Origin of the sequence: Flavobacterium amylolyticum (genome assembly GCF_048284335.1) — a bacterium.
In the GTDB taxonomy this organism is placed as follows: Bacteria; Bacteroidota; Bacteroidia; order Flavobacteriales; family Flavobacteriaceae; genus Flavobacterium.
On the sequence record NZ_JBLVPG010000003.1, the window covers coordinates 157,155 to 182,176 of the forward strand.

Below are 25,022 nucleotides of genomic sequence, written 5' to 3' on the forward strand. Positions count from 1 at the left end.
AGGGAGCCATAATCTCGATAAGGACTACTATAAAAAAAGCGCACCAAAAGTGAGTATTTTTTTAAGCTGAAACCTCAATCTCCTTCGTTTTCCCATTATTGTCAAATACTACTTTTGTCCAGAATGATTTTGCTTTTTGATGCGTTGGATACCAATCCCGGTTTTCTTCCACCAGAATAAAAAGTCCCGTATCAGTTCCTAAAACGATGAATTTATCTAATTTGGGCTGTTTTGAAAATAATGAAAGATCATATTTTTCACAAATTTCGTCGCAGAGTTCTGCAATATTTTGAGAAACAAAACCTATTTCGCTTACGGATAGAACTGATAATCCGCTAAAGGCTTCTTCTGATCCATTGTCCAAACTAAAACGAGCAATAAATTCTAAAACATTTCCATTATTGTCATAAAAATAAAAAGACTTGGCATTCCAATTGTAGAAATCGGCAATTTTTTCCGGTGGAATGACCTCTAGAATTTCTGTTTTCTTTTCCGTCCAGGCAAAAGCTTCCAGTAACTTATTATTAGGTATATCGAAAGCAAAATGATATACCGGTTTTAAATTCTCAGAAGACCGGAAAGTTAGTTTTGTGGAACCAGCGGCAAATGAAACACTCGAATTGGTTTTAGAAATAGTTTTCAACCCGATGGCGTTGTTATAAAATAACTCCGTTTCAGTTATACTATCTGTCAATAATTCCAGTTCGAGAATATTCATCGTGTTCAAATAAAGTAATTTATCTTTTTAACAAATACACCTAAACAGCCAACAGCTAAATCACTATAAATTTCTAATGGTTCTTTAAACCCGCAGAAATTCTATAGCCTCAGATGGCGTCAAAATCCTTAAAGAAATGCTCTAGAAATAAAGTTATAAAACTTAACTTATGTACAACAAAGTAATAACAAAATCTTAACAGCAAAACATTCCCTTATGGGTGATCTTTGCAGAGTAATAAACTGGTTATTTATTATTTTGGTTTTGGTTAGTTAAAGAATTGCCTGCATTTTATAATGCAGGCATTTTTTATTTAGCTGTATTTATAAAAGAAAGAACTGCATCATTGAAAGCATTAGGTTGCTCCACATTTACTACATGCCCACATTTTTCTATTACGAAGAGTTTAGATGATTTATAGTGATTCTCTACTACTTTCTGAACCGATGGTAAAAACATATAATCTTCTTCACCCATTACATAAAGCGTAGGAATATTTAATTCGACCTGACGAAACCATTTGAGAACCGGATTAATTTCGGCAGTGAGTTTAAACCATTTAATAAATTCTTTCTGGTATAACTTCTTAGCCTCATTAATAAAAAGGACACGAGATTGCTTGTGACTTTTTTTAGGCATAATGACAAACGCAAAAAATTTATATAAAACCAAATAAGGGAGTACATATTTAAACATGTTTCCCAATCGCATCAATACCTGAGAACGGAAATTCATTTTTAGGATTGCGCCCCCCAGAATCATGCTTTGCACGCGTTCCGGATACATTTCTGCTAATTGTCTGATGAGTATGGTACCCAAAGAAATCCCTACAAAATGTGATTTTTTAATTTTTAGAAAATCTAAGACCTCTAGAATATCATTGGCTAAAGCCGAAAAGGTATATTTTTGTTTGAAAGCCGTTTTCAATGTAGGTTTTGATTCCCCGTGACCGCGTAAATCCAATAATAGAACATTGTGCTGTTTCTTAAAATCACGTATTTGCTTAAACCAAATTGAAGAACTACCCCCAGCACCATGAACAAAAGTCACCCATTGATCACTGTTTTTATTTTCGTAAATGGTGTAATTAATCACGTATTTTTTTGGTAAAAATAGAACTTTAATTTTAAATCCCAATCTTAACAAATAATATTGCTTGTTTTATACTTGTAAAACGTAAATTTGCAAAAAAATTACACCCATGAAAGGATTATTGAAAGAGAAAAGTGAAATAGAAAAGCTTAAAAGAGAATACCAAAAACTCTCTGAGCAAAATTTTAAAATCGAAAAGAAGGCTATCAATTCTTACTTACCAACAGAAGAATTGATTTTAGAGGAATGTGAATTATAGTTTTTGATGCATTTTTTTAAAATAATCAAACGCTTTCAATAGCCTGCTTCCATACCAAGAAAACATTTCCCCGTCAACAAACACCGTTTTTGCGTGATGTGTATGTCTTCCTATTTCGAATGCATCTTCCTCTTTGAAAGGATAAGGCTCCGAAGAAAGAAAAACCAAATCCGGATCGCCTTCTAAGCGTATTTTTTTTAGTTCTATTTCAGGATAACGTCCCATAGTTTGAGGATTATTTTCGTAGATATTCTGAAAGTGGTTTAGTTTCAGTAATTCATTGATAAAGTTATCAGACCCCGCGACCATAAAAGGGTTTTTCCAAATGAAATACGCTGCTTTTTTAACCGGTATGTCTTTGATAAATTTTTTAAAATCGCTCAAGGCAAAAGCCAATTTGTCGTTCCATTTCTGGGCTTCAGTTCTACAATTGAATAGCTGACCAAAATCGGTAATCATTTTAAAATTATCTTCAATGGTGACAATATTCGTCACCCAAACCGGACAAATTTTACTCAGCTCAGCAACAATTTCTTCCGTATTTTCCTCTTTATTGCAAATGATAATGTCCGGTTGTAACAATCTAATTTTCTCGAAATGAACCTTTTTGGTTCCACCAACGATTTTCTTAGTCGATTTTAAATGATACGGATGCACACAGAATTTAGTAATCCCAACAATTCGATCCTCCAAACCTAAATCATACAGTAATTCTGTCTGTGAAGGAACGAGCGAGATTATACGTTTAGGTGAAGTTTCGAAAAAATGCGGAGTTCCAAGTTGGTCAACAAATGATTTCATAATTTTGTTTAAACCTTAAACAGCAAGGCTCTATTATATTAGTAACGGCACGTAAATAAAATTCAAACCATATAAAAGAAGCCCACTAATGCTTCCCCACAGGCAATGTAAAATTAATTCGGTTAAATATCGTTTAAAATTACTTCCATTTCTTGTTGCATATTCAATGCTTCTTCTCTCGCTTTTTCAGCAAAATCGGCTCCATTTGAAGCATAAATAATCGCTCTGGAAGAATTAATAAGCAATCCAACATTGGCATTCATGCCATATTTACAAACTTCGAACAAACTTCCGCCTTGCGCACCAACACCCGGAACTAGTAAGAAACTGTCAGGGACAATTTTACGAATTTCAATGAAATATTCGGCTTTAGTAGCCCCAACAACATACATGAGATTTTCACTATTTTTCCAAGTTTTAGAAGTTTCTAACACTTGTTTGTACAATTCTTTTCCGTTTACGTTTAAAGTCTGGAAATCAAACGCACCTTCATTGGAAGTCAAAGCCAGCATAATCGTATGTTTATTTTCGAACGCTAGAAAGGGCTCCACAGAATCTTTTCCCATGTATGGTGCAACAGTAACACTGTCAAAATCCAAATCTTCAAAAAAAGCTTTGGCATACATGGAAGACGTATTCCCAATATCTCCACGTTTAGCATCAGCAATAGTAAAAATTTCAGGATACTTTTCATTGAGGTAATGAATAGTTTTTTGAAGGGACAACCATCCTTTTATTCCGTGAGCTTCATAGAAAGCAATATTGGGTTTGTAAGCCACCGCTAAATCATTGGTCGCATCGATTACAGCTTTATTAAATTCAAAAATTGGATCTTCCAACACTAGTAAATGCTGTGGAATTTTATTTAAATCAACATCTAGTCCTATACATAGGAATGATTTTTTTTGTTGAATTTGTTCAATAAGTTCTTGTGTTGTCATTTTTATATAGTTGTGTGGCAAAATTACAAACATACAATCAATATTAATTATAATGCAGGGATAAAATTCAAACTTACTCGATTATTTAAAAATCAATTATTGCTTCTACTTATAAAAAAATCATGTACGCCTATTTTTTTCTCTAAAAAAAGAAACAAATTAAGCAAACACATTCCTAAAAATCGAGGGTTAAATACACCCGCCATGCAATACCAATTGTTACTATTTGTGTTCCTATTCCTAAAAAAAGAAACAAAATCAGGCTTTAAATGTTAAAAAAAATACAAATTTAACGATTGTTGAATAATTAAATTAAAAATTTTGATTGGAGAAAACAAAAACTACAAGATTTTTAAATCTTAATAATACCTTTAAAATCAAGTAATAGTGATTTATGATTAATTAAAAATAAGGCACAAATACCTAGTTCAATTCCAAAAATTAGAATATATGGTTTTCAAAACTGAATTTAAAAGCAACCTTTTTATATCTTTACTATTAAACAAAAGTTTATATGAAAGTATATTTAAAGTTTGATTATGCTCAAATGACAAAGAAAATCATTCAGGAAAAACTATCTGAATTGGGATATAAATTTAATATGATAGGGTTTAGCGAATTAAATTTTTCAGAAAAAGTACCTTCGGGAAAGATTGATGAAATCACCTGTGTTTTCAAAGAATATGGTATAGAAATAGTTGAAAATCAAAAAAGTGTATTAGTTCAGAAAATAAAAGACTCAATAATTGAAATGGTCAACAATGAAAAACCATTAAATATAAAAAGTTCAGTATATATAGCCGACAAGTTGAACTTGAGTTATGCTTATTTGTCTAATATTTTCTCAGAAGTTACCTACACTTCTATTGAACATTTTATTATTATTCAAAAAATAGAATTAGCAAAACAATTAATGATAAATACTCCTCTTAATTTAACTGAAATTTCCATCCAATTAAATTATTCCAGTGTTGCCCATTTAAGTACCCAATTTAAACATACTACAGGAATGACTCCCTCTGCTTTTCAGAGGATTATTATTAAACGACGAGAATTAGCAACTAAAACTAACAGCTAAACACTAACATTATGACTAACGATTATATAAACATCTGCCTAGCAGATGATGACGAAGACGACAGGTTATTTTTTACAGATGCTTTTGGCGAACTCAAAATAAACACTAAAGTCAATACTTTTAATGATGGTGTAGAGTTGATGAATTATTTGAATAATTCTGAATCCATTTTACCAAATGTACTTTTCCTAGACTTAAATATGCCAAAAAAGAATGGTGTTGAATGTTTATTGGAAATCAAAAAAAATGAGAAACTAAATGATATTGCAATAGCCATATATTCAACCTCATCGTCTGAAGAACACATTGAAGAGACCTTCATTAATGGCGCGAATATTTACATTAAAAAACCAAATGATTTTGATACTTTAAAGAAAATCCTTTCCGATATTGTTACCATAAATTGGCAATACCACACCTCTGGATTAAACAAAGATAATTTTTTAATGAGAATGTAAAATGAAATTTATTCAACTTCATAAATCACCGCTTTTTCTGAAAATAATTTTTATAATTTCTGTAGCTATTATATTTTTTATTGGTGGTATTACTTTTAAACACATTACGGTTTTAAAGAAATCGTCTACCTGGGTCAGTAATAGTCATGAAGTCAATGCAGAACTTGAACGGCTGATGTCTTACATAAAAGATGCTGAAACCGGACAAAGAGGGTATATTTTAACAAAAGATAAGAGTTTCCTAACTCCTTATGATAATTCAAAAACGTTAGTCAGAACTTCCTATAAAAAAATTTCAATTCTTACGGCAAATAGTAGAACACAACAAAGTAATTTAAAAAAGCTATTGTATTTTATTAATAAAAAACAAAACTATCTTTCAAAAACATTATATCTAACCGAACTTGGGATTTCTGATGAAAAATTATTTAAGAATAATTTGATCGTTGGTAAAGAAACCATGGATTCTATTCGGCTAAAAATAGAAGATATGATTATCACCCAAAAAAATCTTTTGAATAATAGGCAAAAGGATTATGAATCAACTATGAATTATACTCCTCTACTGATTTATTTAACTCTATTAGTTACCTTAATTTTAATAACCATTGCTTTTATTAAAATGAGTAAGGATTTAGTGCTTCTTAGAAAAACTATCAACACACTTTCTCTTGCCAATGAAGCCAATAATCTTGCAGAAATAGTAGGTGGTTTTGGTAGTTGGCAATTAAATTTAGAAAACAACACCTATAGCTTCTCCGATAATGAATACAGACTTCTGGGTTGTGAGCCACAATCTTTTGAAGCTAATTTAGAGCAGTTTTTAAATTTTATTCATCCTGATGATTTAGAATTTGTGATCCAGAATACAAACAGAATTTTTATTGATAATGACCTTCCGCCTTTTACCTACAGAGTGATACGAAAAAATGGTGAGATCCGGTATTTTAGAGGATTGGGACGAATTGTAAATATTTCCTCCGGAAACAGAACCTTTATTGGAACCACTAGTGATGTGACGGAGGAAGTCTATGCTAAAAATCTTATTGAGGAAAGAAACAGAGAATTAGAAAATAACAATAAGGAATTAACTGCATTTAATTACATAGCAAGTCACGATTTGCAAGAACCATTGCGCAAAATTGAAACTTTTCTTTCCCGATTAATCAGCAAAGATTATCCTAATTTATCTCAATCCGGACAACAATATATAGCAAGCATTCAATCATCTGCTAACAGAATGCGAATTCTTATTCACGATTTATTACAATTCTCAAGGGCAAATAAAACAGAAAAAATTTTTGAAGACTCTAATCTAAATTACTTATTTGAAAATGCAAAACAAGAATTAGCGCAAATTATTGAAGAAAAAAAGGCAATTATAGAATGTAATGAATTGCCAACTTTAAAAGTAATTCCGTTCCAAATCCAGCAGCTGTTCATTAATTTAATTGGTAATTCTTTAAAATACAGTAAAGAGAACCGTAATCCAATTATCACAATTAATTGTTCTATAATCTCTGCCAATGAGGAGGAATTATTACCCCATAATGACAAACACTACTTTAAAATTACTGTTAAAGATAACGGGATTGGTTTTGAACAAGTTTACGCAAAGAAAATTTTCATACTTTTTAATAGACTTCACAACAAAAACGAGTATGAAGGAACAGGAATTGGCCTTGCCATTTGTAAAAAAATAGTGGAAAATCATAAGGGATTTATAGTTGCAACTGGAGTGCTGAATGAAGGTGCTACATTTATCATTTATCTTCCTGTTGCTTAAGGAAACTTTCAAAAAGTTTAAAAGAGTTTACTGTTGTTCTTTTTAATCATATGTTTTTATAGTCTCTGTATCTTTAAACAATTTAACTGCAAGCACTAAAAATACTGATTGGTTAGAATCAAAGTCTTTTGAATCTGCAACGATATTTCTCACAGAGCACTACTTATAAAATTTAAGTGCTGTTGTTTTATAAAAAATTGGTATTCTTCACAATGCTGTTATAACTTTCAAAACATTCAATTTAATTTAGCATGAAAAAATGCATCGTTAAATTCTGTAACAATTTTAGGGATTAATGTAACAAACCATGAAGAGTGACTTTGCACCTTTGTGAAATCAAAACTAAATTGTGAAAGCGTCCGAACGAAAAACGCAATACTAGCAATAACAGTCTTTTTAGTGCTATTTTGTAGCAATTTATCTAAAAAATCATGCAACGGTAAAAATTTAGATTAATCGTCATTCTAGTATATCTGTATTCAAAGGTTCTCTTTATGGAAAATGGAAGATTTCTTTTGGATTCAAAATAACAGAAAAGACTTAGTATGAATTATTCGTTTTGGTAGATTATATCAAAAAAGATAGTGTAGCGGTATTTTAGTAAAGCTTAATCGCCGGAACAGCATTAAAATTTAATCGCTTTCAAATAAACGTCTGATAAAATTATTGATTTGAAAATATAGATAAAGAAAGAATATTTCTTATAGCTCGCTACATATTGTTGAAATATTAAAATAGTATTTTAAGAATCGAGGCTACTAAAAAATACAACCAAATTATGCAAAATTTATTATACATATTCGCAGTAGTGTTAGTGCTACTTTGGGCCCTAGGATTTTTCATTTATAGTGTGAGTAACATCATTCATATTTTATTAATACTAGCCGTAATAGCAATTTTACTAAAAGTGATAAAAGGATAAAACTTTAATTTTTGAAACCATGATTATGAAAAACAACAATTTAGCAGTAGGAATACTGAGTGGTATATTAGTAGGAACCGTTTTAGGGGTATTATTCGCTCCAGCAAAAGGAAGTGAAACAAGAAAAATAATAGCAAATAAAGGCATCGGTTTTAAAGATATACTTAAAGATTGTGCTGGTAGATTGTCGGATAAAATTTCTCAAAATAGGACTCAACTCAAAAATAACTATCGCCAATTAGTAGGAAATTCAAAAGAGCTTTTAAATGATGAAAAAACAAACTTGGATAATTTAAAAAACATGAATAAATCAACAATTTCGAGATAAAACCATACAATAACCTGTGTGTGTGTGTGTGTGTGTTTAAAAGGCCAATTGCAATTAATAATTCAAGAAGATGCCCTTAAAACTGGCTAACGGATTCCAATTATAATCTAATAAAAATGAAAAAATTAATGCCGCTATTAGGTATTCTTTCAATAGCAATAACTGTTACTTCATGTAAAAGTGAAAATGAAAAAAAAGCTGAAATAGCCACAAATAATTATATCCGTTTCATTGATTCTGTAGCGAATATAAGCTCCATAGATGCGCTTACCAAATGGAATACTATTGAAAAATATTTTGAAAAAAAATCGGATCAACTAAATACAAAAATTGACAGATTAGAGGACACTACCGTTTTTGACTCCGAAATTAATCCTGCCACTGCTAAATATGAAGCTTTGAGAAATTCAATTCTTCAACGCAAAACGAAACTAGAGACAGCAAACCTTACCAATCCATAAAAGAGAATCGGTTTGTTTTTGATTCATAAAAAAAGACCATGCTCATTAGTTAGCATGGTCTTTTTACTTTTATTCTTGCCTCTATTTTTTAAAAAACTTCGCTTGCTTCTTTCAATTTTTCCATGTTGTTGACTAATGCTAATTCGTCAACAATTTTCTGAATGTCACCATTCATGATGTTTCCTAAATCGTATAATGTCAATCCAACACGGTGATCCGTTACACGACCTTGTGCATAATTATACGTACGGATTTTAGCAGAACGGTCACCAGAACTTACCTGAGAGGTACGTTTGGTGGCATCCTCAGCTTGTTTTTTGGCTAATTCCTGTTCGTATAAACGGGACCGCAAAACGCCAAATGCCTTGTCTTTATTTTTATGTTGTGATTTTTGATCCTGACATTGCGCCACTAATCCGGTTGGAATATGCGTCAAACGTACCGCTGATTTGGTTGTATTTACGGATTGTCCCCCTGGTCCTGACGAACAGAAAAAATCCACACGTACATCATTCATATCAATCTGCACATCAAACTCTTCTGCTTCCGGCAATACCATAACAGTTGCTGCCGAAGTGTGTACACGACCTTGCGTTTCTGTTTGTGGTACCCGTTGCACACGGTGAACACCAGCTTCAAACTTCAAGGTTCCGTAAACATCTTCACCGGTCACTTCAAAAATCACCTCTTTAAATCCGCCAGAAGTACCTTCATTCATATCCACAACCGAAGTTCTCCAACCTCTGTTCTCACAATATTTTGTGTACATACGAAATAAATCCCCTGCAAAAATACTCGCTTCATCCCCACCTGTTCCGGCACGAATCTCCACCATAACATTTTTGGCATCTTCGGGATCTTTAGGAATCAACATAAATTTGATTTCATCCTCCAGTTCCGGTAATCTTTCTTTTGCTTCATCCAGTTGCATTTTGGCCATTTCGGTCATGTCTGCATCACTGTTATCCGCAATTATTTCGTTTGCTTCATCCATATTTGCCATGAGAAGCACGTATTCATCGCGCTTTTCAGCCAAAGCTTTCAACGTTTTATACTCTTGATTCAATTGCACATAACGCTTCTGATCCGAGATCACATCCGGCTGAATGATCAAATCCGATATCTCATCGAAACGTTGTTTTACTATTTGAAGTCTGTCTAACATTTTCTTAGTCCTTTATTTGGAGTGCAAAATTAGTGAAATATTACACACATTTAGTTAAATATTACACATTTTGACTTTCAAATTTCACATTTTTTTTTCAGGAGCTGTTTCCTGCTATTCGCTATATCTTTTTCTGGTCTCGTAAAAAAAACGAGACCAGAAAAAGGATTCCGCTGCTATCAGGGCTAGGGGATTTTTGTTAAAAAGATAGCGTTTACGGTTTTCAGTAAAATTTCATTATATTTATTTATAATTCAAACATTTGTTAAATTACAAACCCTTGATGTTGTTGATAAGCCCTAATAAATGTTAAAAAAATTTGCACAATAATACAAATGTATATATATTTGTTCTAATCGTACCAGTAGCGCTTCCCGTAAGAACAGCCTTCTGGTCTTTTTTTTTATACCAATATAGCGAACAAAACACCTAAAACTATAGAGGGACAAATAACGCTCTTGAAAAAAAAGGAATGTTATCTGATAACGAAGCAAATACGCAACATTTCCTGAAAAACATTAGTTATTATCTCTTGAAAATATCTTGATGAAAAATGCAATCTGGCAAAGTTGAACATAAATTTAACGACTACAGCTACTTTGAAGATATATAATTATATAAAATATATTGACTAGTAGACTATTATCTAAGCAAGGCTCAGCGCCTTTCACAGCATTAGCATTTCAATAATTGCATTTACAAAATTTAGTAAAATGAAACATAGTAATATATTTGACGTAATAATTGTTGGCGGAAGTTATGCAGGACTTTCAGCAGGAATGGCATTAGGAAGAGCATTAAGAAAGGTATTAATTATAGATAGTGGAAAACCTTGCAATCTTCAAACGCCACATTCACACAACTTCTTAACGCAAGATGGAAAAACGCCAAAAGAAATTTCAACGCTTGCTAAACAGCAAGTTGAAAAATACAAAACCGTAAAATTTTACAATGGAATCGCAGTAAGCGGAATAAAAGCTACAAACGGTTTTGAAATAACAACTCAAACTAATAAAAAATTCACCGCAAAGAAATTAATTTTTGCGACAGGAGTAAAAGATATTATCCCAAATATAAAAGGATTTGCTGAATGTTGGGGAATTTCGGTTATTCATTGCCCATATTGTCACGGTTTCGAATATAAGAACGACAAAACAGGAATCTTAGCAAACGGTGATATGGCATTTGAAATTGGCAAGTTAATTAATAACTGGACAAAGGATTTAACAATCTTTACAAATGGAAAATCAACATTGACAAAAGAGCAAACTATAAAATTAGAAACGCACCACATAAAAATAATTGAAACAGAAATAAACCACTTTGAACACAACTCAGGACAAATTCAAAATGTCGTTTTTCACGATAAAACTTCAGAAAGAATAAATGCATTATATACTAGACCGAAATTTGAACAGCATTGTGAAATACCAAAACAATTAGGTTGCGAACTGACAGAACAGAATTACATAAAAATTGACTCGTTTCAAAAAACAAGTAAACTAGGAATATTTGCATGTGGTGATATAACAAGTTTAATGCGTTCAGTATCATACGCAATTGCAATGGGCGGAGTAGCGGGCGCAATGGCAAACAGAGAATTAATTGAAGAAGAATTTTAAACAGTCAAAAAAAACCGCTGGCGCTCGTTTGCAACGAGTGTCAATTTTAATTTAGAGCACTGTCGTAGCGTTAGCAACGTGAAAACTATATATTTAAATCTTTTAAAATTCGTAACTTAGTGCCTACTAAACTTTACGATTATGAAAGTTTTATTTTTTATTATCTTACTCTTAGCGGTACAATCATGTACAACAAAAAAGTACATTCAGAAACGACAGCTGCCTGAAGGAATAAAATCAGCTGCCGAAGAAATATATGTAGTAGAAAATAATCAGAAAAAGCTTTTGCACAAAAAGCAAATGATCTTTACTAGCAATGGCCGCATCAAATACTCCAAAACTGTCGATTCACTAGGCAATCTATTGCAAGAAACCAAAAAGAAATTATGGTTTGAAGTGGAATTGTATCCAGATAGAGAACCTTATTACTGTAAAACACGTTGGAAACCAAATAACCGTGAACGTATCAGCTGTTACACTAAAAAACAATACAAAGAAAACGAAGCCATTTATCATTATAATACCGATGGAACTATTGATAAAATAGTCGATAATTTTACAACTTTCAGCACCCAGTATTTTTATTATACGAACAAAGAACTTTCTAAAATTGTTTCCAAGGACAAAAAGGATACACTTATTGACGAAGTTTTAATATCCTGTGAAACCAAAGATGAAAAAGGTGCTTGTTTAAAAGAGATTAGAATTTCGAATAAAACAAACATTAAAGAAGAGATCCTGTTCTCCCCGAAATATGATTAACCCGATCGCTCGGATATTCCACAATCGTTAACGCAGTTTTTGCAAACTATACTCATCACGAGAAACAACTAAAATAATAGTCTAACTTTGTGGCATTGCTTCGTTCCTCGCGATCCCTTAATTCAGTCGTCCACAAATAAAACCATCTAAAATGAAAAAGATCCTTATTATATTTTCAATAGTTACATTCTTTGTTTCTTGTAAAGAAACAACTAGCAAAAAAGCAGCCGAAGTTAAAAATCAACAAGTTGACAGCACAGAAAATCAAGTGATAGAAGTTGCTGCGTTCAAGGGGCAACAAGTTACCGGAGTCACACTTACTGATGCCGGGCGTGTTTTTGTAAACTTTCCGAGATGGAGAAAAGGAGTTGATAATTCCGTGGTGGAAATAACAAATACTACCATTCAAAAAAGTTATCCGGATGAAAATTGGAATTCTTGGGAGATTGGACAGCCAGTTGTGGCCAACAAATTTGTTGGAGTGCAATCAGTAGTTGCCTTTGAAAACCAATTGTATGTTTTAGACACCAGAAGCCAGTTATTCGAAAATGTACTGGATGCGCCTCGTCTTTTTGTTTTTGATCTAACAACTGATAAATTAGTTAAAACCTATATTTTAGATAAAAACAGCTACCACCCTAATTCTTATATCAACGATCTTAGGATAGATAAAAAAACTCAAAAAATCTATCTTACTGACTCAGGAAACTCTGGTATTGTCATCATAGACCTTAAATTAGGTCGTTCCAGAAGAGTTTTAGACAACCACAAATCAACAGCTGCCGAACAAAACTTTTTAACCTTTGGAGACAAAAAATGGAAAAACACCATTCATTCTGATGGAATAGCCTTAGACACTGTAAACGACCGACTTTATTTTCATGCCCTTACAGGATACAGCCTCTATTCAATTGCAACAAATATGCTTAACCCTGAAGATGAAAAAAGCATGGAAGAAAGCGTTCGATTTGAGGCAAAAACTGCCGCACCGGACGGCATGCTATTTGACCAGAATGGTAATTTATATTTTGCCGATTTAGAAAACAATAAAATCCAGTATCGAAAACCAGATGGCAGTATTCACACTTTGGTAGAAGGCGATAAAATAAAATGGGCAGATACATTTAGTATATATAACAACTACTTGTATTTTACAAACTCAAGAATAAATGAGGTTACAGCTGATATTTCAAATTTGAATTTTACTCTAAACAAAATCAAATTAGCCAAATAGTAAAAAAAGTTTCTAACCAAATCCAGCATTTGTTATGGATACAAAGTTTACTGATTTGAAACAATCGTTTATAGTTTCAATCTATGATATAAATGGGTTTGGTTTTTCGTATCCATTTTTTTTATCTAATACAAAGTAAAGGCAGAATTGCATTCAGTGCCCATAAACGAGGGCAGATAAAACAAGTCAGAAAGTTATAAAAACATTAAAAAACCAACCGATGAAATTACTACTTACCACCTTACTTTTAATGTTCAACATTACCATATTCGCGCAATCGAATGCATTTGCTGGTGATTACAATCGCACTTTTAGCAAAGAAGGAAATCATTTGATTGACTATAAATTAACCTTACATCAAGATGGAACATTTGTATTTCATTCCTATTCTAAAATCAAAAACGGAATTCCACCTGAAGTATATAAATACGGAAAAGGAAAATGGACTGCGAAAGACAATGTGATTAGTTTCTCTTCCAAAAAACAGGATGACTTTGATGAAAAATACACTTTGGATTTTAATAATTCCAAGGCGAGATTTATCACTAAAAACCCTAGGGATAAATCGGACCGAATAATAAAGACCAGACTTACGTTTGTAGAGTCAGAAATTCAATGGATACAAAGACTGGATGTTTTTAAAATATAACATAGAAATTACAACGCGGTTTTTTAATAGTTTTATAAAACTGAAACCTTCTTTATTATTAAAATCTAATAAAAAGGAATCCCCCCGCTGGCGCGAGCGTCTCGCTCGTGAACGTAATCAGAATCATCTATTCATTCGTTTTTCGTTGTAAACACGAGACAATATTGTGTTCACGAGCGGGACGCTCGCGCTAGCCTAAAAACAGGGTAAAGGAAGACTCAAGTTACAGAAAATCGAAAATAAATTTATGATTGAACAATATGAAGATAATCCCAACGGTGCTCCGGCAACGAGTGCCAATTTTAATTTTTAGCACCATCATAACGTTTACAACGCGGTTTTTTAATACTTTTATAAAACCAAAATCTTCTTTATTTTTTAAAATCTAATACAATGAATTCCAAAGTTGATGATTTTATAAACAATGCCAAAAAATGGCAGCCCGAAATAGAGCAATTACGCCTATTACTGCTTGATTGCGGGCTGACCGAAGAATTCAAGTGGCGTAAGCCATGTTACTGTTTTCAGGCTCATAATGTTGTAATTATAGGCAGTTTTAAAGAATCCTGTGCGCTTAGCTTTTTTAAAGGAACGTTACTTCAAGACAGCAATGGTTTTCTTTGCAAACCTGGAGAAAACAGTCAGGCAATGCGTTTTTTTAAGTTTACACATTTGGAAGAAATCATAGCACAGCAATCTATAATCAAAGCCTATATTTATGAAGCCATTGAGATAGAAAAAGCAGGATTGAAAGTAAATTTCAAAAGCAATACCGAACTTGAACTGGTGGCAGAATTACAAAATACCTTAGCCAAAAACCCCGACTTAAAAACTGCTTTTAAGGCCTTAACACCGGGACGACAACGAGCCTACAATTTGTATTTTTCGGCTGCCAAACAATCCAAAACTCGGGAAACGAGAATAGAAAATTACATTCCGCGTATTCTTGGCGGAAAAGGAATCAACGATTGTACCTGTGGATTGTCTAAAAAAATGCCCAGCTGTGACGGCTCACACAAATACATTCCGGGAGAAAATAAATAACAAGCTACAGTATCTTTTGCTTTCGTTATTATGAAAATGAAACGAAATCATTAGCCCTGATGGAAGCGGCATCCTCGCAGCTTAGCGCAGAGATACAGCGGACAGCAGGACCGTTCGTACCTAAAAAAACCATTCGTTCTGCTCCTAAAAAAATCAAACCCGTTCATAACTCCTACCGATTTCTTTTTAATACCAACTTCTAAATTCCTAATTTGCGCCCTTAAATTAGAAGGAGAAAATGAAGATCTGTATTGCCGAGAAACCAAGTGTAGCACGCGAAATCGCATCCGTTTTAGGAGCCAATACCAAACACGATGGGTATTACGAAGGCAATGGATATGCTGTAACCTATACCTTTGGACATTTATGCACTTTAAAAGAACCGAACGATTACAAACCCCACTGGAAAAGTTGGGATTTGAACAACCTGCCCATGCTTCCCGAGAAATTTGAAACTAAAGTGGTAGAAAATTCGGGAATCCAAAAGCAATTCAAAATCATAAAAAGTCTCTTTGACAAAGCGGAATTGGTCATCAACTGCGGGGATGCCGGGCAAGAAGGAGAACTCATTCAGCGCTGGGTGATGAATCAAGCTCAGTACAAAGGAGAAGTACAACGCTTGTGGATTTCGTCACTGACCACCGAAGCCATCAAAGAAGGTTTTAAAAATCTGAAACCATCCGCCAACTACGATAATTTATACTATGCCGGATTTTCCAGAGCCATCGGCGACTGGTTACTCGGTATGAATGCCACCCGTTTGTACACTGTAAAACATGGTGGTTACAAACAAGTATTGTCTATTGGTCGTGTACAAACCCCAACCCTAGCCATGGTGGTTGACCGATTCAAGGAAATTGAGAATTTTAAACCGCAACCCTATTGGGAGTTGCAAACGGTATATCGAGAGACGCTTTTCAGCTATGAGGAAGGACGCTTTTTGAAAAAAGAAGATGGAGAAATTTTAGCCAATAAAGTCAAAGAAAGTGATTTTGAAATTGTTTCTGTTGAAAAAAAGAATGGCAATGAGTTTGCACCTAAGCTGTTTGACTTAACAGGCTTACAAGTATATTGCAACACTAAGTTTGGGTTTACAGCTGATGAAACGCTTAAAATTGTGCAGACTTTGTATGAACAAAAAGTAGTTACCTATCCTAGAGTCGACACTACGTTTTTACCCAATGATATCTACCCAAAAGTACCGGAAATTCTGAAAAACTTGACGAATTATGCCGCGTTGACGCAACCGCTTTTAGAAAAAAAGATTAAAAAATCGACCAAAGTTTTTAATGATAAAAAAGTAACCGATCACCACGCAATTATTCCAACGGGGATTCAAAGCAATTTGCAACACAATCAGCAACAAGTGTATGATAGTATTACTAAGCGTTTTATTGCCGTTTTTTATGACGATTGTTTGGTAGCCAATACCACCGTGATTGGAAAAGCTGCCGATGTAGCTTTCAAAGCTACCGGAAAAGAAATCTTAAAAAAAGGGTTCCGTATTGTTTTTGAAGACCCAAACGCCAAAGAAAAAGAAGCCGATATAGTACCGAGTTTTGTTGTGGGCGAAAAAGGCCCACACGAACCTTCGTTTTTAGAAAAGGAGACCAAACCACCCAATCAGTTTACGGAGGCAACCTTATTGCGGGCCATGGAAACCGCGGGTAAACAAGTGGATGATGAAGATTTACGTGAATTGATGAAAGAAAATGGTATTGGGCGTCCATCCACACGAGCCAATATTATCGAGACTCTTTTTAGACGCCAATACATCGTTCGAAACAAAAAACAGGTCTTGCCAACGCCTACAGGAATTCAGCTTATTGATACCATTCAAAATGATTTGGTCAAGTCGGCTGAACTTACCGGTTCCTGGGAAAAGCAGTTGAAAGATATTGAAAAAGGAACTTTTACCGCCGCAGCGTTTATCAACAATATGAAGCGCATGGTTGAAGTCTTGGTTTATGAAGTACGCAGTGAAACCAGACGCGCCAATATTTCACATGCCGGGAATGTCCAAAAAGAAGTCGCTAAAGTGGAGAAAAAGAAAGCAGCAGGAATTTTGGCGGAAGCCTGTCCGAAATGCAAAAAAGCAGCACTTATAAAGGGAAAATCTTCTTATGGTTGTGGCGATTATAAAGCAGGTTGCACGTTTTTATTGCCTTATACTTTTGCGGAGAAAAAAATATCCGAGAACCAATACTTGCGTTTGCTTCAAAAAGGCTCTACCGTAAACTTGAAAGATTTTAAAACCGATTCCGGTGTTGTGGAAGGTTTGCTTCGCTTTGACGAGCATTTCAGACTCAAATTAGAACCTAAGAAAACGATGTCGAAAGCCATTCCAGACGAATTGGCATGTCCTAAATGTCAAAAAGGAACGGTTCTTAAGGGAAAAACAGCTTATGGTTGCAGCAACTATAAATTAGGATGCGATTTCAAAGTTACTTTTGATCTGGTGAGAACGAAATTAAAAGATCAAAAACCTACTAAAGAATTGGTTTATACTATTTTGAAAGAAACCATCTAAGAACATTCCCTTGTTTTTTAGCAAATTTTCAGATTACACACTTTATCCGGACTAGTTGCAAATATAATTTCCTGAACTCCACTAAAAAATTGCATGCTGAAGTAATCTTTTTGATAAATTTGTATTAATTTCATTACCAAATCTAAATTTGAAATCCATGAAAAAAACATTCATTATTCTCGTTCTACTTTTGGCAATTTCTGCTTGTAAAAAGTCAGATTCAAACAAAAATGAAAAAATCAAAGCGGCAAATTGGCTTTTGGGTAATTGGGAAAACAAATCAGCTGAAGGTAACCTTACTGAAACTTGGAGAAAAGTAAACGACAGCACCTTTCAAGCACAGTCATACTTTATAAAAGAAAAAGACACCTTGCATTTTGAATCTATAACCTTACAGCAAAAAGGGGAACAATTAACCTACACTGCTACTGTAAAAGGACAAAATAATGATAAGCCAGTTGCTTTCCTATTGACCACTACAACAGAGAAACAATTGGTTTTTGAAAACCCAAAACACGACTATCCTCAAAAAATTAGCTACACCCACATCACTCCAGACGGTTTAGTAGCTAAAATTTCGGGAATCCAACAAGGAAAACCGAGCACTGAACAATTTTCAATGAAAAAAATCAAATAAGTTTAACATTTATTTATCATTAAAACCTTACCCTGAAAAGCAAGGTTTTTTTTATGCTTTTAAATTACTGTTTTTCAATACTATAAAAACATTTTTTAAAATATTATTTATATTTAGTCTAAATAAGTTTTGTTAAAATAAAAAGCTCTTCTATATTTGCATTATTATTTTTAATTAATCTAAATAAATGAAAACGATACATACACTTTACCTGTCCATCTTATTAGTTAGTATAACAGCTAGTGCTCAAGAAACAAAAGAGCAAAAAAATGATTCCCTAAAAGTTTTGAATGAAGTTATTATTAACACCAACAAATACAGGTATAAAAGAGAAAAAAGCACTACGGTTTCTAAAATGCCTTTGAACAATATTGAAAATCCACAAGTTTACAACAATGTTACCAGCGAGTTACTTAAAGAGCAAGTGGTAACTAACTTTAGTGATGCGTTAAAAAATGCGACTGGAATAACACGTCTTTGGGAGTCAACTGGACGTGGCGGAGATGGTGCTGAATATTTTACAATGAGAGGTTTTTCTGTTCAACCAACTATGATAAACGGGCTTCCAGGAATAAATAACGGAAGTATTGATCCTGCAAACGTGGATAATATAGAGGTTATCAAAGGGCCATCAGGAACATTATTTGGAAGCAGTTTGATTTCTTATGGTGGTTTAATAAATATTGTAACTAAAAAACCATTTTCAAGATTTGGTGGAGAAATTAGTTATAATTCTGGATCATATGGAATGGACCGAATCACCGCCGACATAAATCTACCTTTAAACGCTGATGTTGCCATACGAATTAATACAGCATATCAAAAAGAAAATTCATTTCAAGATGCAGGTTTCAGCAAATCGTTTTTCTTTGCGCCTTCATTAAGTTATAAAGTAAATGATAAACTTTCGTTTTTAATAAATACTGAATTTACTAATAGAAATTCTTCAAATGCACCCATGCTTTTCTTGAGTAGATACGCGCCTCTATCCTTTGATTCAATAGAATTATTTGAAAGAAATTATAAAAGATCATTTACTTCCAATGAATTGTCTATTAGTAATCCTACTTATAATTTACAAGCTCAAATGTTGTACAAGTTATCTGATCAATGGACATCTCAAACTGTATTATCCAGAAGCAATAGTAAAACCAGTGGATACTATTCCTATTTATTTGACGCATCAAACGGAAATAATTTTTCAAGATTCATTTCTAAAAGAAACGGAGAAACATTAGCAACTGATATTCAACAGAATTTCATTGGAGATTTTAAAATTGGAAATTTAAGAAACCGATTGGTCGCAGGTGTTGATTATTATAAATCAAGTATACAAAACGGGAGCACAGGCTGGCTAGGAAACGGTGTGGTTTCTTTAATTAATGGATCCGATACCGGAGATTTGACACAAGCGGGAGTTGATAATTTATTAGTAGGTTCCTTCAGCGGAAATACTACTGCAGAAACGGAAGTTATTAGTGCTTATGCCTCAGACGTACTAAATATAACCGATAAGTTATCCGTAATGACCAGTTTAAGAGTGGATCACTTCAAATCTACAACGGCTACGGAAGAAAACAACCAAGTAGCAGTTTCACCAAAATTTGGGTTGGTTTACATGTTAGTCAAAGATAAAGTTTCGGTATTTTCAAATTATATGAATGGTTTTATTAACGTAGTACCCAGAGAAATTTCTGAAATTGATGGTTCTAATCCGAGAATGAAATCATTTGATCCAGAACAAGCCAATCAATATGAATTTGGCTTGAAAACAAACTTATATAAAGATATTATATCCGCATCAATCAGTTATTATACTATTGACGTAAGAAACCGATTGATGACCGATCCAAACAATATCAACAATGCGATTCAGGGGGGTGAAGTCAATAGCAAAGGAGTTGAAGTAAGCTTTACTGCAAATCCGGTAAAAGGATTTAACATCATAGCTGGATTCAGTAACAATAAAAGTGAAGTAACCAAAGACAATCCCGGAGATGGTTATTTAGGACTAAGACCCGAAGAAGCAGGACCGGAAACACTCGTTAACTTCTGGGCTAATTACACGTTGACTTCAGGAAAATTGAAAGGGTTCGGAATTGGGTTTGGCGGAAATTATGCTAGTGCTTACAAAACCTTAAACAGGGCAAATATTGGCACTTTTGAATTACCAAATTACAGTGTTTTAAATTCGGCTTTGTCTTACTCTAATGATAAATTTAATATCTCCTTGAAATTAAATAATGCTTTAAACGAAAAATATTATTCAGGTTGGTCTACTGTAACTCCACAACGTTTGAGAAATGTTACCGCTGGTTTAACATATAAATTTTAAGTTTCAGAAGTAATTTTGTTTAACTAAACTCCTTGTTATACTGAGGAGTTTTATCCTTTTTTAATGAAAAACAACACCTTAAAAAAAGCGATTCTACAAATTCATCTTTGGCTGGGTTTGACCTCGGGCTTGATTGTTTTTATTATTGCGGTAACGGGATGCCTTTATGCATTTCAGGAAGAAATTCAGAACACTACCGAAACATATCGGTTTGTTGAAAAACAAGAAAAAGCTTTTCTTTTACCCTCCCAATTAGAAGAAATTGCCCGAAAAGAAATACCAAACAAAGTACTTCATGCTATAAAATATAATGGTCCCGTTAAAGCTGTTGAAGCTATATTTTTCCATTTTGAACCTACTTATCATTATACAGTATATCTAAATCCGTATTCAGGAAAAGTACTTGCAACTACTAATATGGAAGAAGGTTTTTTTAAGTTTATTCTTGATGGGCATTTCTACCTTTGGTTACCACATGAAGTTGGACAACTGGTTGTAGCATCGGCAACATTAGTATTTTTAATAATGCTTATTACAGGATTCATACTTTGGTATCCAAAAAATAAAAATGCAGTAAAACAGCGCTTCTGGTTTAAATGGAAAAAGGCCCCAAAATGGAAACGTAAAAACTATGACTTACACACCATTACTGGCTTTTATGTGCTTGTTTTTGCAATTATTTTTGCAATTACCGGCTTAGTTTGGGGTTTTCAGTGGTTTAGTTATTCATATTATACTGTTCTGGGCGGAGAAAAATTACTTGTTTATGAAGATCCTATTTCAACCAAAAAAACAAAATATGTAAAAAAACCGTTAGATCAAATTTGGGCATTAATGAAAAAAGAATACCCTAATGCGAAATCAATAGAAGTCCATCCTCCAGAAAATGCCTTTTCTTCCATTGCTGCTAATGCAAATCCTGATGAAGGAACGTATGGAAAAATAGATTACCGCTATTTTGACCAATATACGATACAGGAACAAAAAGTAGACCACATTTACGGAAGATATAAGGAAGCTAAAATTGCTGATCAATTAATACTCCTTAATTATGATATTCACACCGGCGGTATTTTCGGTTTAGCCGGAAAAATATTTGCTTTTTTAATCAGTTTACTTATTGCGAGTCTTCCTATCACCGGATTCTATATTTGGTGGGGTAAAACCCGAAAACAAAATGTTAAAATTTAACATTTGACACTTTAATTAAAATCCTTACTTTAAAAAGTAAGGATTTTTTTTTGACAAAATACTGTATTTCAAAGCAGTATAAAATAATTTTAAATACTATTCATATTTAATCTAAATAAGTTTTGTTAAATGAAAATCAGATTATATATTTGCACCGTTATTTTTATTCAATCCAAATAAATAATCATGAAAAATATTATAATACCCGTTTTGACCTTATTATTTAGCGCAAGCGGCTTTGCACAAGAAACAGCAAACGGAATCGAAAATACACCTAACACTGAAACATTCGACACCGTTATAGATACCATAAAAAACAAGAAAGGTGGGATTCTTAAAGAAGTAATTGTTACTCAAAATCAACATAAAAAACCAGTTACAGCAGTACGTTCTGGTCTAAAACCAATGGATATTCCCCAAAGTATCCAAATTATAGGAAGTGAAATTATAGAACAGCAGCAGGCAATACGACTAAGTGATGTAATAAAAAATGTTAATGGCGTATATGTTGGATCAGCTCGTGGTGGCGCCCAAGAATCTTTCTTCTCAAGAGGATATGATATGTCTGCCAATAATATGTTTAAAAATGGATTTCGTTTTAATAGTGGTTCAATTCCAGAAGTCTCCTCTTTAGAAAAAGTTGAAGTCTTAAAAGGAAGCGCTGCTCTATTGTATGGAAATGTTGCCCCTGGAGGAATTTTGAACATGGTAACCAAAACACCTTCATTTAAAAAAGGAGGAGAAATTGCCATGCAAATGGGAAGTTATTCTTTTTACAAACCTTCAATTGATATTTACGGACCCTTAAACGAAATTATCGCTTATCGATTTACCGGTTCTTATGAAAATTCCAAAAGTTTTAGAGACAATGTGACAAAAGAGCGGTACTATATCAATCCTTCGGTTCTTTTTAAAGCTAGTGATAAAACAGAGATTCTTTTACAAGGAGACTATTTAAAAGACGATTGGACCCCAGACTTTGGAACTGCCATCATCGGAAAGGAAATCATTGATATCCCTCGTAATACCTATTTTGGAGCGACTTGGTCTAACGGACAAACGAAACAGGCTACCGTTTCAGGATTGGTAAAACATGATTTTAACACCAACTGGAAATTAAATTTCAATACTTCTTTTCAAAACTTCAGTAGAACTTCTAAAGGAACGGAACGCATTCAACCGGCTGCTAATGGGGACTGGAAAAGACCTTTGGGACAAAATAAAAACCTCGAACAAATCATTGGAGAGCAATTAAGCATTCAAGGAAATTTTTCGACAGGAAAAGTAAAACACCAATTATTTACTGGTGTTGATATGGAAAACTCATTTACTGAAGCCTATACTTTTACATTTAGCCCAACAACATATGGGAGTGGAAACATATTTGATTTCGGAAATTTTAATCAAGGAGGCGCTATTCCAGATTCAAAGAATACCAGAATTGTAAAAACGGATACCAACCGTTTTGGAATTTATGCGCAGGATTTAATTTCTATTACCGAAAAATTTAAAATATTGGCAGGAATTCGCTGGTCATGGCAAGAAGCACAAGTGAATACTTACGACTTGATTAAAGCTACGGTTACAGAAGCTCCAAAACGCAAAGATGAAGCTTTCACTCCAAAATTAGGAGTTGTATTTCAACCAACAAAAAACATGTCACTTTTTGCAAGTTACTCGAATTCATTTACACCAAATACTGGAACTACAGTTGATTTAAAAGCCATTGAGCCTTCAATTATCGACCAATATGAAGTGGGATTAAAAAAGGATTTTTGGAGAGGCAAATTAAGTACAAACATTACGGTGTATCAAATAACAAACAGCAACTTAGCTCAAACTGCTGAATTTAAAGCCGATGGTTCCAGCAATATAGACACGTCAATAAAAGTGTTAAGCGGAGAAACAACTAGTAAAGGAGTAGAATTTGACATTATTGCAAATCCTTTAGATGGTTTTAATATTATAGCTGGCTACAGCTATAATGACATGCGCTTCACTAAAACGTCTGGGTTAAAAGGAAGCTTTATAGAAGGAGATCGTTTAGCAAGAACTCCTGCAAACACCGCTAACCTTAGCTTTTTCTACACGTTGCCTTCTGGAATAATAAAAGGAGCTTCTTTTGGGGCTTCAGGAAATTATATTGGAAAAAGAGTGGGTGGCTGGAACAATCAAATTGACCAATCATTACCTAACGGAATTTATGACCGAGAAATTCCTCTTGAGGGTTACACAACAATAGATATATCAGCAGGATACACCTGGAAACAAGTTTCTATCTTATGCAAATTATCAAATATAACAAATGAGCTAAATTATACTGTTCATGAAAATTACAGTGTAAATCCTATTGCACCGCGTCAAGTAATGACAAGTCTAAAATATAAATTTTAATTAAACTTTTTATAAAATAACTGGTCTTACAAAAAATTAATATCATAAATTTAAATTCATGAAAAAAATTAAAGGAAGAAACTTACACCGCGATTTAGGCTATTTTTACATCGGACTTATTGTTTCTTTTGCCTTCTCCGGACTTATGATGAACCACCGAGAATTATGGCACCCTGAAAAATATACTACGGAAACAAAAGCCATAACAGTAACCCTTCCTGCAGAAAGTAAAATCGATGAGAAATTTGCTGAAGATTTAGGAAAACAATTGGGTATCGATGATAAATTCAGACGCCATAATGTAAAGAAAGATGTTTTTAAAATTTCTTTTGAAAAACACGATGTTGAAATTGACCTGAAAACTGGTAAAGGTGAAATTGTTTCTTTTTCTAAAACACCACTCATAAGCCAAACAATGAAATTACATAAAAGCACCTCCAATTTCTGGATTTACTATTCTGATATTTTTGCGATAAGTTTGATCATCATTGCCTTAACTGGAACTGTTATGATTAAAGCTGGGAAATTCAGCTGGAAAAACAGAGGATGGAAACTGGCTTTAGCCGGAGTAATTTTTCCGTTAATTTTCTTGTTTTTATTAGGCTAAATTTTCCT

At 33.4% G+C, this 25,022-nt stretch carries 23 protein-coding genes; 18 read left to right on the forward strand and 5 right to left on the reverse strand.

Annotation, left to right across the window (positions count from 1 at the left end; genetic code table 11):
• Nucleotides 1-61: 61 nt before the first annotated feature.
• Nucleotides 62-718, reverse strand: coding sequence for a VOC family protein (locus tag ACNQF9_RS11580; RefSeq protein ID WP_417990260.1), 657 nt, complete (start codon nt 716-718; stop codon nt 62-64).
• Nucleotides 719-1,027: 309 nt separating this feature from the next.
• Nucleotides 1,028-1,813 carry an alpha/beta fold hydrolase gene (locus tag ACNQF9_RS11585; protein ID WP_417960719.1) on the reverse strand — a complete coding sequence of 262 codons (786 nt, stop codon included), beginning with the start codon at nt 1,811-1,813 and terminating at the stop codon, nt 1,028-1,030.
• A gap of 106 nt (nt 1,814-1,919) precedes the next feature.
• Between ACNQF9_RS11585 and ACNQF9_RS11590 the strand changes: the two genes are divergently transcribed.
• Complete coding sequence (locus ACNQF9_RS11590; protein WP_417960721.1) at nt 1,920-2,069, forward strand: hypothetical protein; 150 nt, start codon at nt 1,920-1,922, stop codon at nt 2,067-2,069.
• On the opposite strand, the gene ACNQF9_RS11595 is transcribed toward ACNQF9_RS11590, so the two are convergent.
• Nucleotides 2,064-2,870 carry an ABC transporter substrate-binding protein gene (locus tag ACNQF9_RS11595; RefSeq protein ID WP_417960723.1) on the reverse strand — a complete coding sequence of 269 codons (807 nt, stop codon included), beginning with the start codon at nt 2,868-2,870 and terminating at the stop codon, nt 2,064-2,066. The genes ACNQF9_RS11590 and ACNQF9_RS11595 overlap by 6 nt on opposite strands.
• 122 nt (nt 2,871-2,992) lie before the next feature.
• Entirely contained in the window at nt 2,993-3,811 is an 819-nt protein-coding gene (pyrF, locus tag ACNQF9_RS11600; RefSeq protein ID WP_417960725.1) for an orotidine-5'-phosphate decarboxylase, read from the reverse strand.
• Between the two features lie 514 nt (nt 3,812-4,325).
• On the opposite strand from pyrF, the gene ACNQF9_RS11605 reads away from it, so the two are divergent.
• From ACNQF9_RS11605 to ACNQF9_RS11630, 6 genes are all read left to right on the forward strand, one after another.
• A complete protein-coding gene (locus ACNQF9_RS11605) occupies nt 4,326-4,889 on the forward strand; it encodes a helix-turn-helix domain-containing protein (RefSeq protein ID WP_417960727.1) in 564 nt (187 codons plus the stop codon).
• An 11-nt stretch (nt 4,890-4,900) separates the two neighbouring features.
• Complete coding sequence (locus tag ACNQF9_RS11610) at nt 4,901-5,347, forward strand: response regulator (protein WP_417960729.1); 447 nt, start codon at nt 4,901-4,903, stop codon at nt 5,345-5,347.
• A 1-nt stretch (nt 5,348) separates the two neighbouring features.
• Complete coding sequence (locus tag ACNQF9_RS11615) at nt 5,349-7,133, forward strand: sensor histidine kinase (RefSeq protein WP_417960731.1); 1,785 nt, start codon at nt 5,349-5,351, stop codon at nt 7,131-7,133.
• Nucleotides 7,134-7,911: 778 nt separating this feature from the next.
• Complete coding sequence (locus ACNQF9_RS11620; RefSeq protein WP_417960733.1) at nt 7,912-8,055, forward strand: lmo0937 family membrane protein; 144 nt, start codon at nt 7,912-7,914, stop codon at nt 8,053-8,055.
• Nucleotides 8,056-8,080: 25 nt separating this feature from the next.
• On the forward strand, nt 8,081-8,383 hold the full coding sequence (locus tag ACNQF9_RS11625; protein ID WP_417960735.1) for a YtxH domain-containing protein: 303 nt from the start codon (nt 8,081-8,083) through the stop codon (nt 8,381-8,383).
• A gap of 116 nt (nt 8,384-8,499) precedes the next feature.
• Nucleotides 8,500-8,844, forward strand: a complete 345-nt coding sequence (locus ACNQF9_RS11630) for a hypothetical protein (protein ID WP_417990261.1) — start codon at nt 8,500-8,502, stop codon at nt 8,842-8,844.
• Nucleotides 8,845-8,932: 88 nt separating this feature from the next.
• On the opposite strand, the gene prfA is transcribed toward ACNQF9_RS11630, so the two are convergent.
• A complete protein-coding gene (gene prfA / locus ACNQF9_RS11635; RefSeq protein ID WP_417960739.1) occupies nt 8,933-10,009 on the reverse strand; it encodes a peptide chain release factor 1 in 1,077 nt (358 codons plus the stop codon).
• Between the two features lie 713 nt (nt 10,010-10,722).
• Between prfA and ACNQF9_RS11640 the strand changes: the two genes are divergently transcribed.
• From ACNQF9_RS11640 to ACNQF9_RS11690, 11 genes are all read left to right on the forward strand, one after another.
• Nucleotides 10,723-11,631, forward strand: coding sequence for an NAD(P)/FAD-dependent oxidoreductase (locus tag ACNQF9_RS11640; protein WP_417960741.1), 909 nt, complete (start codon nt 10,723-10,725; stop codon nt 11,629-11,631).
• Between the two features lie 141 nt (nt 11,632-11,772).
• A complete protein-coding gene (locus ACNQF9_RS11645; RefSeq protein ID WP_417960743.1) occupies nt 11,773-12,393 on the forward strand; it encodes a hypothetical protein in 621 nt (206 codons plus the stop codon).
• A 151-nt stretch (nt 12,394-12,544) separates the two neighbouring features.
• Nucleotides 12,545-13,627 (forward strand): L-dopachrome tautomerase-related protein, encoded by a 1,083-nt coding sequence (locus ACNQF9_RS11650; protein WP_417960745.1) that lies wholly within the window; start codon nt 12,545-12,547, stop codon nt 13,625-13,627.
• 220 nt (nt 13,628-13,847) lie between these two features.
• Nucleotides 13,848-14,276 carry a hypothetical protein gene (locus ACNQF9_RS11655; RefSeq protein WP_417960747.1) on the forward strand — a complete coding sequence of 143 codons (429 nt, stop codon included), beginning with the start codon at nt 13,848-13,850 and terminating at the stop codon, nt 14,274-14,276.
• 393 nt (nt 14,277-14,669) lie between these two features.
• On the forward strand, nt 14,670-15,320 hold the full coding sequence (locus ACNQF9_RS11660) for a YdeI/OmpD-associated family protein (protein WP_417960749.1): 651 nt from the start codon (nt 14,670-14,672) through the stop codon (nt 15,318-15,320).
• A 238-nt stretch (nt 15,321-15,558) separates the two neighbouring features.
• Nucleotides 15,559-17,850 (forward strand): DNA topoisomerase 3, encoded by a 2,292-nt coding sequence (locus ACNQF9_RS11665; RefSeq protein ID WP_417960751.1) that lies wholly within the window; start codon nt 15,559-15,561, stop codon nt 17,848-17,850.
• 157 nt (nt 17,851-18,007) lie between these two features.
• A complete protein-coding gene (locus ACNQF9_RS11670) occupies nt 18,008-18,487 on the forward strand; it encodes a DUF6265 family protein (RefSeq protein WP_417990262.1) in 480 nt (159 codons plus the stop codon).
• 187 nt (nt 18,488-18,674) lie between these two features.
• Nucleotides 18,675-20,822: a TonB-dependent siderophore receptor gene (locus ACNQF9_RS11675; RefSeq protein ID WP_417990263.1), complete on the forward strand. Its 2,148-nt coding sequence runs from the start codon at nt 18,675-18,677 to the stop codon at nt 20,820-20,822.
• Between the two features lie 63 nt (nt 20,823-20,885).
• The gene (locus ACNQF9_RS11680) at nt 20,886-22,013 is read left to right on the forward strand and encodes a PepSY-associated TM helix domain-containing protein (RefSeq protein WP_417990264.1); all 1,128 of its coding nucleotides are present in this window, start codon (nt 20,886-20,888) and stop codon (nt 22,011-22,013) included.
• A 186-nt stretch (nt 22,014-22,199) separates the two neighbouring features.
• Nucleotides 22,200-24,407 (forward strand): TonB-dependent siderophore receptor, encoded by a 2,208-nt coding sequence (locus ACNQF9_RS11685; protein WP_417990265.1) that lies wholly within the window; start codon nt 22,200-22,202, stop codon nt 24,405-24,407.
• Nucleotides 24,408-24,465: 58 nt separating this feature from the next.
• Nucleotides 24,466-25,014 carry a PepSY-associated TM helix domain-containing protein gene (locus ACNQF9_RS11690; protein WP_417990266.1) on the forward strand — a complete coding sequence of 183 codons (549 nt, stop codon included), beginning with the start codon at nt 24,466-24,468 and terminating at the stop codon, nt 25,012-25,014.
• Nucleotides 25,015-25,022 lie beyond the last annotated feature (8 nt).

Bases quoted from the DNA above. Each gene is read 5' to 3' on its own strand.
- ACNQF9_RS11580 (WP_417990260.1), bottom strand. From the start codon at position 718: ATGAATATTCTCGAACTGGAATTATTGACAGATAGTATAACTGAAACG.
- ACNQF9_RS11590 (WP_417960721.1), top strand. From the start codon at position 1,920: ATGAAAGGATTATTGAAAGAGAAAAGTGAAATAGAAAAGCTTAAAAGA.
- ACNQF9_RS11595 (WP_417960723.1), bottom strand. From the start codon at position 2,870: ATGAAATCATTTGTTGACCAACTTGGAACTCCGCATTTTTTCGAAACT.
- pyrF (WP_417960725.1), bottom strand. From the start codon at position 3,811: ATGACAACACAAGAACTTATTGAACAAATTCAACAAAAAAAATCATTC.
- ACNQF9_RS11605 (WP_417960727.1), top strand. From the start codon at position 4,326: ATGAAAGTATATTTAAAGTTTGATTATGCTCAAATGACAAAGAAAATC.
- ACNQF9_RS11610 (WP_417960729.1), top strand. From the start codon at position 4,901: ATGACTAACGATTATATAAACATCTGCCTAGCAGATGATGACGAAGAC.
- ACNQF9_RS11615 (WP_417960731.1), top strand. From the start codon at position 5,349: ATGAAATTTATTCAACTTCATAAATCACCGCTTTTTCTGAAAATAATT.
- ACNQF9_RS11620 (WP_417960733.1), top strand. From the start codon at position 7,912: ATGCAAAATTTATTATACATATTCGCAGTAGTGTTAGTGCTACTTTGG.
- ACNQF9_RS11625 (WP_417960735.1), top strand. From the start codon at position 8,081: ATGAAAAACAACAATTTAGCAGTAGGAATACTGAGTGGTATATTAGTA.
- ACNQF9_RS11630 (WP_417990261.1), top strand. From the start codon at position 8,500: ATGAAAAAATTAATGCCGCTATTAGGTATTCTTTCAATAGCAATAACT.
- prfA (WP_417960739.1), bottom strand. From the start codon at position 10,009: ATGTTAGACAGACTTCAAATAGTAAAACAACGTTTCGATGAGATATCG.
- ACNQF9_RS11640 (WP_417960741.1), top strand. From the start codon at position 10,723: ATGAAACATAGTAATATATTTGACGTAATAATTGTTGGCGGAAGTTAT.
- ACNQF9_RS11645 (WP_417960743.1), top strand. From the start codon at position 11,773: ATGAAAGTTTTATTTTTTATTATCTTACTCTTAGCGGTACAATCATGT.
- ACNQF9_RS11650 (WP_417960745.1), top strand. From the start codon at position 12,545: ATGAAAAAGATCCTTATTATATTTTCAATAGTTACATTCTTTGTTTCT.
- ACNQF9_RS11655 (WP_417960747.1), top strand. From the start codon at position 13,848: ATGAAATTACTACTTACCACCTTACTTTTAATGTTCAACATTACCATA.
- ACNQF9_RS11660 (WP_417960749.1), top strand. From the start codon at position 14,670: ATGAATTCCAAAGTTGATGATTTTATAAACAATGCCAAAAAATGGCAG.
- ACNQF9_RS11665 (WP_417960751.1), top strand. From the start codon at position 15,559: ATGAAGATCTGTATTGCCGAGAAACCAAGTGTAGCACGCGAAATCGCA.
- ACNQF9_RS11670 (WP_417990262.1), top strand. From the start codon at position 18,008: ATGAAAAAAACATTCATTATTCTCGTTCTACTTTTGGCAATTTCTGCT.
- ACNQF9_RS11675 (WP_417990263.1), top strand. From the start codon at position 18,675: ATGAAAACGATACATACACTTTACCTGTCCATCTTATTAGTTAGTATA.
- ACNQF9_RS11680 (WP_417990264.1), top strand. From the start codon at position 20,886: ATGAAAAACAACACCTTAAAAAAAGCGATTCTACAAATTCATCTTTGG.
- ACNQF9_RS11685 (WP_417990265.1), top strand. From the start codon at position 22,200: ATGAAAAATATTATAATACCCGTTTTGACCTTATTATTTAGCGCAAGC.
- ACNQF9_RS11690 (WP_417990266.1), top strand. From the start codon at position 24,466: ATGAAAAAAATTAAAGGAAGAAACTTACACCGCGATTTAGGCTATTTT.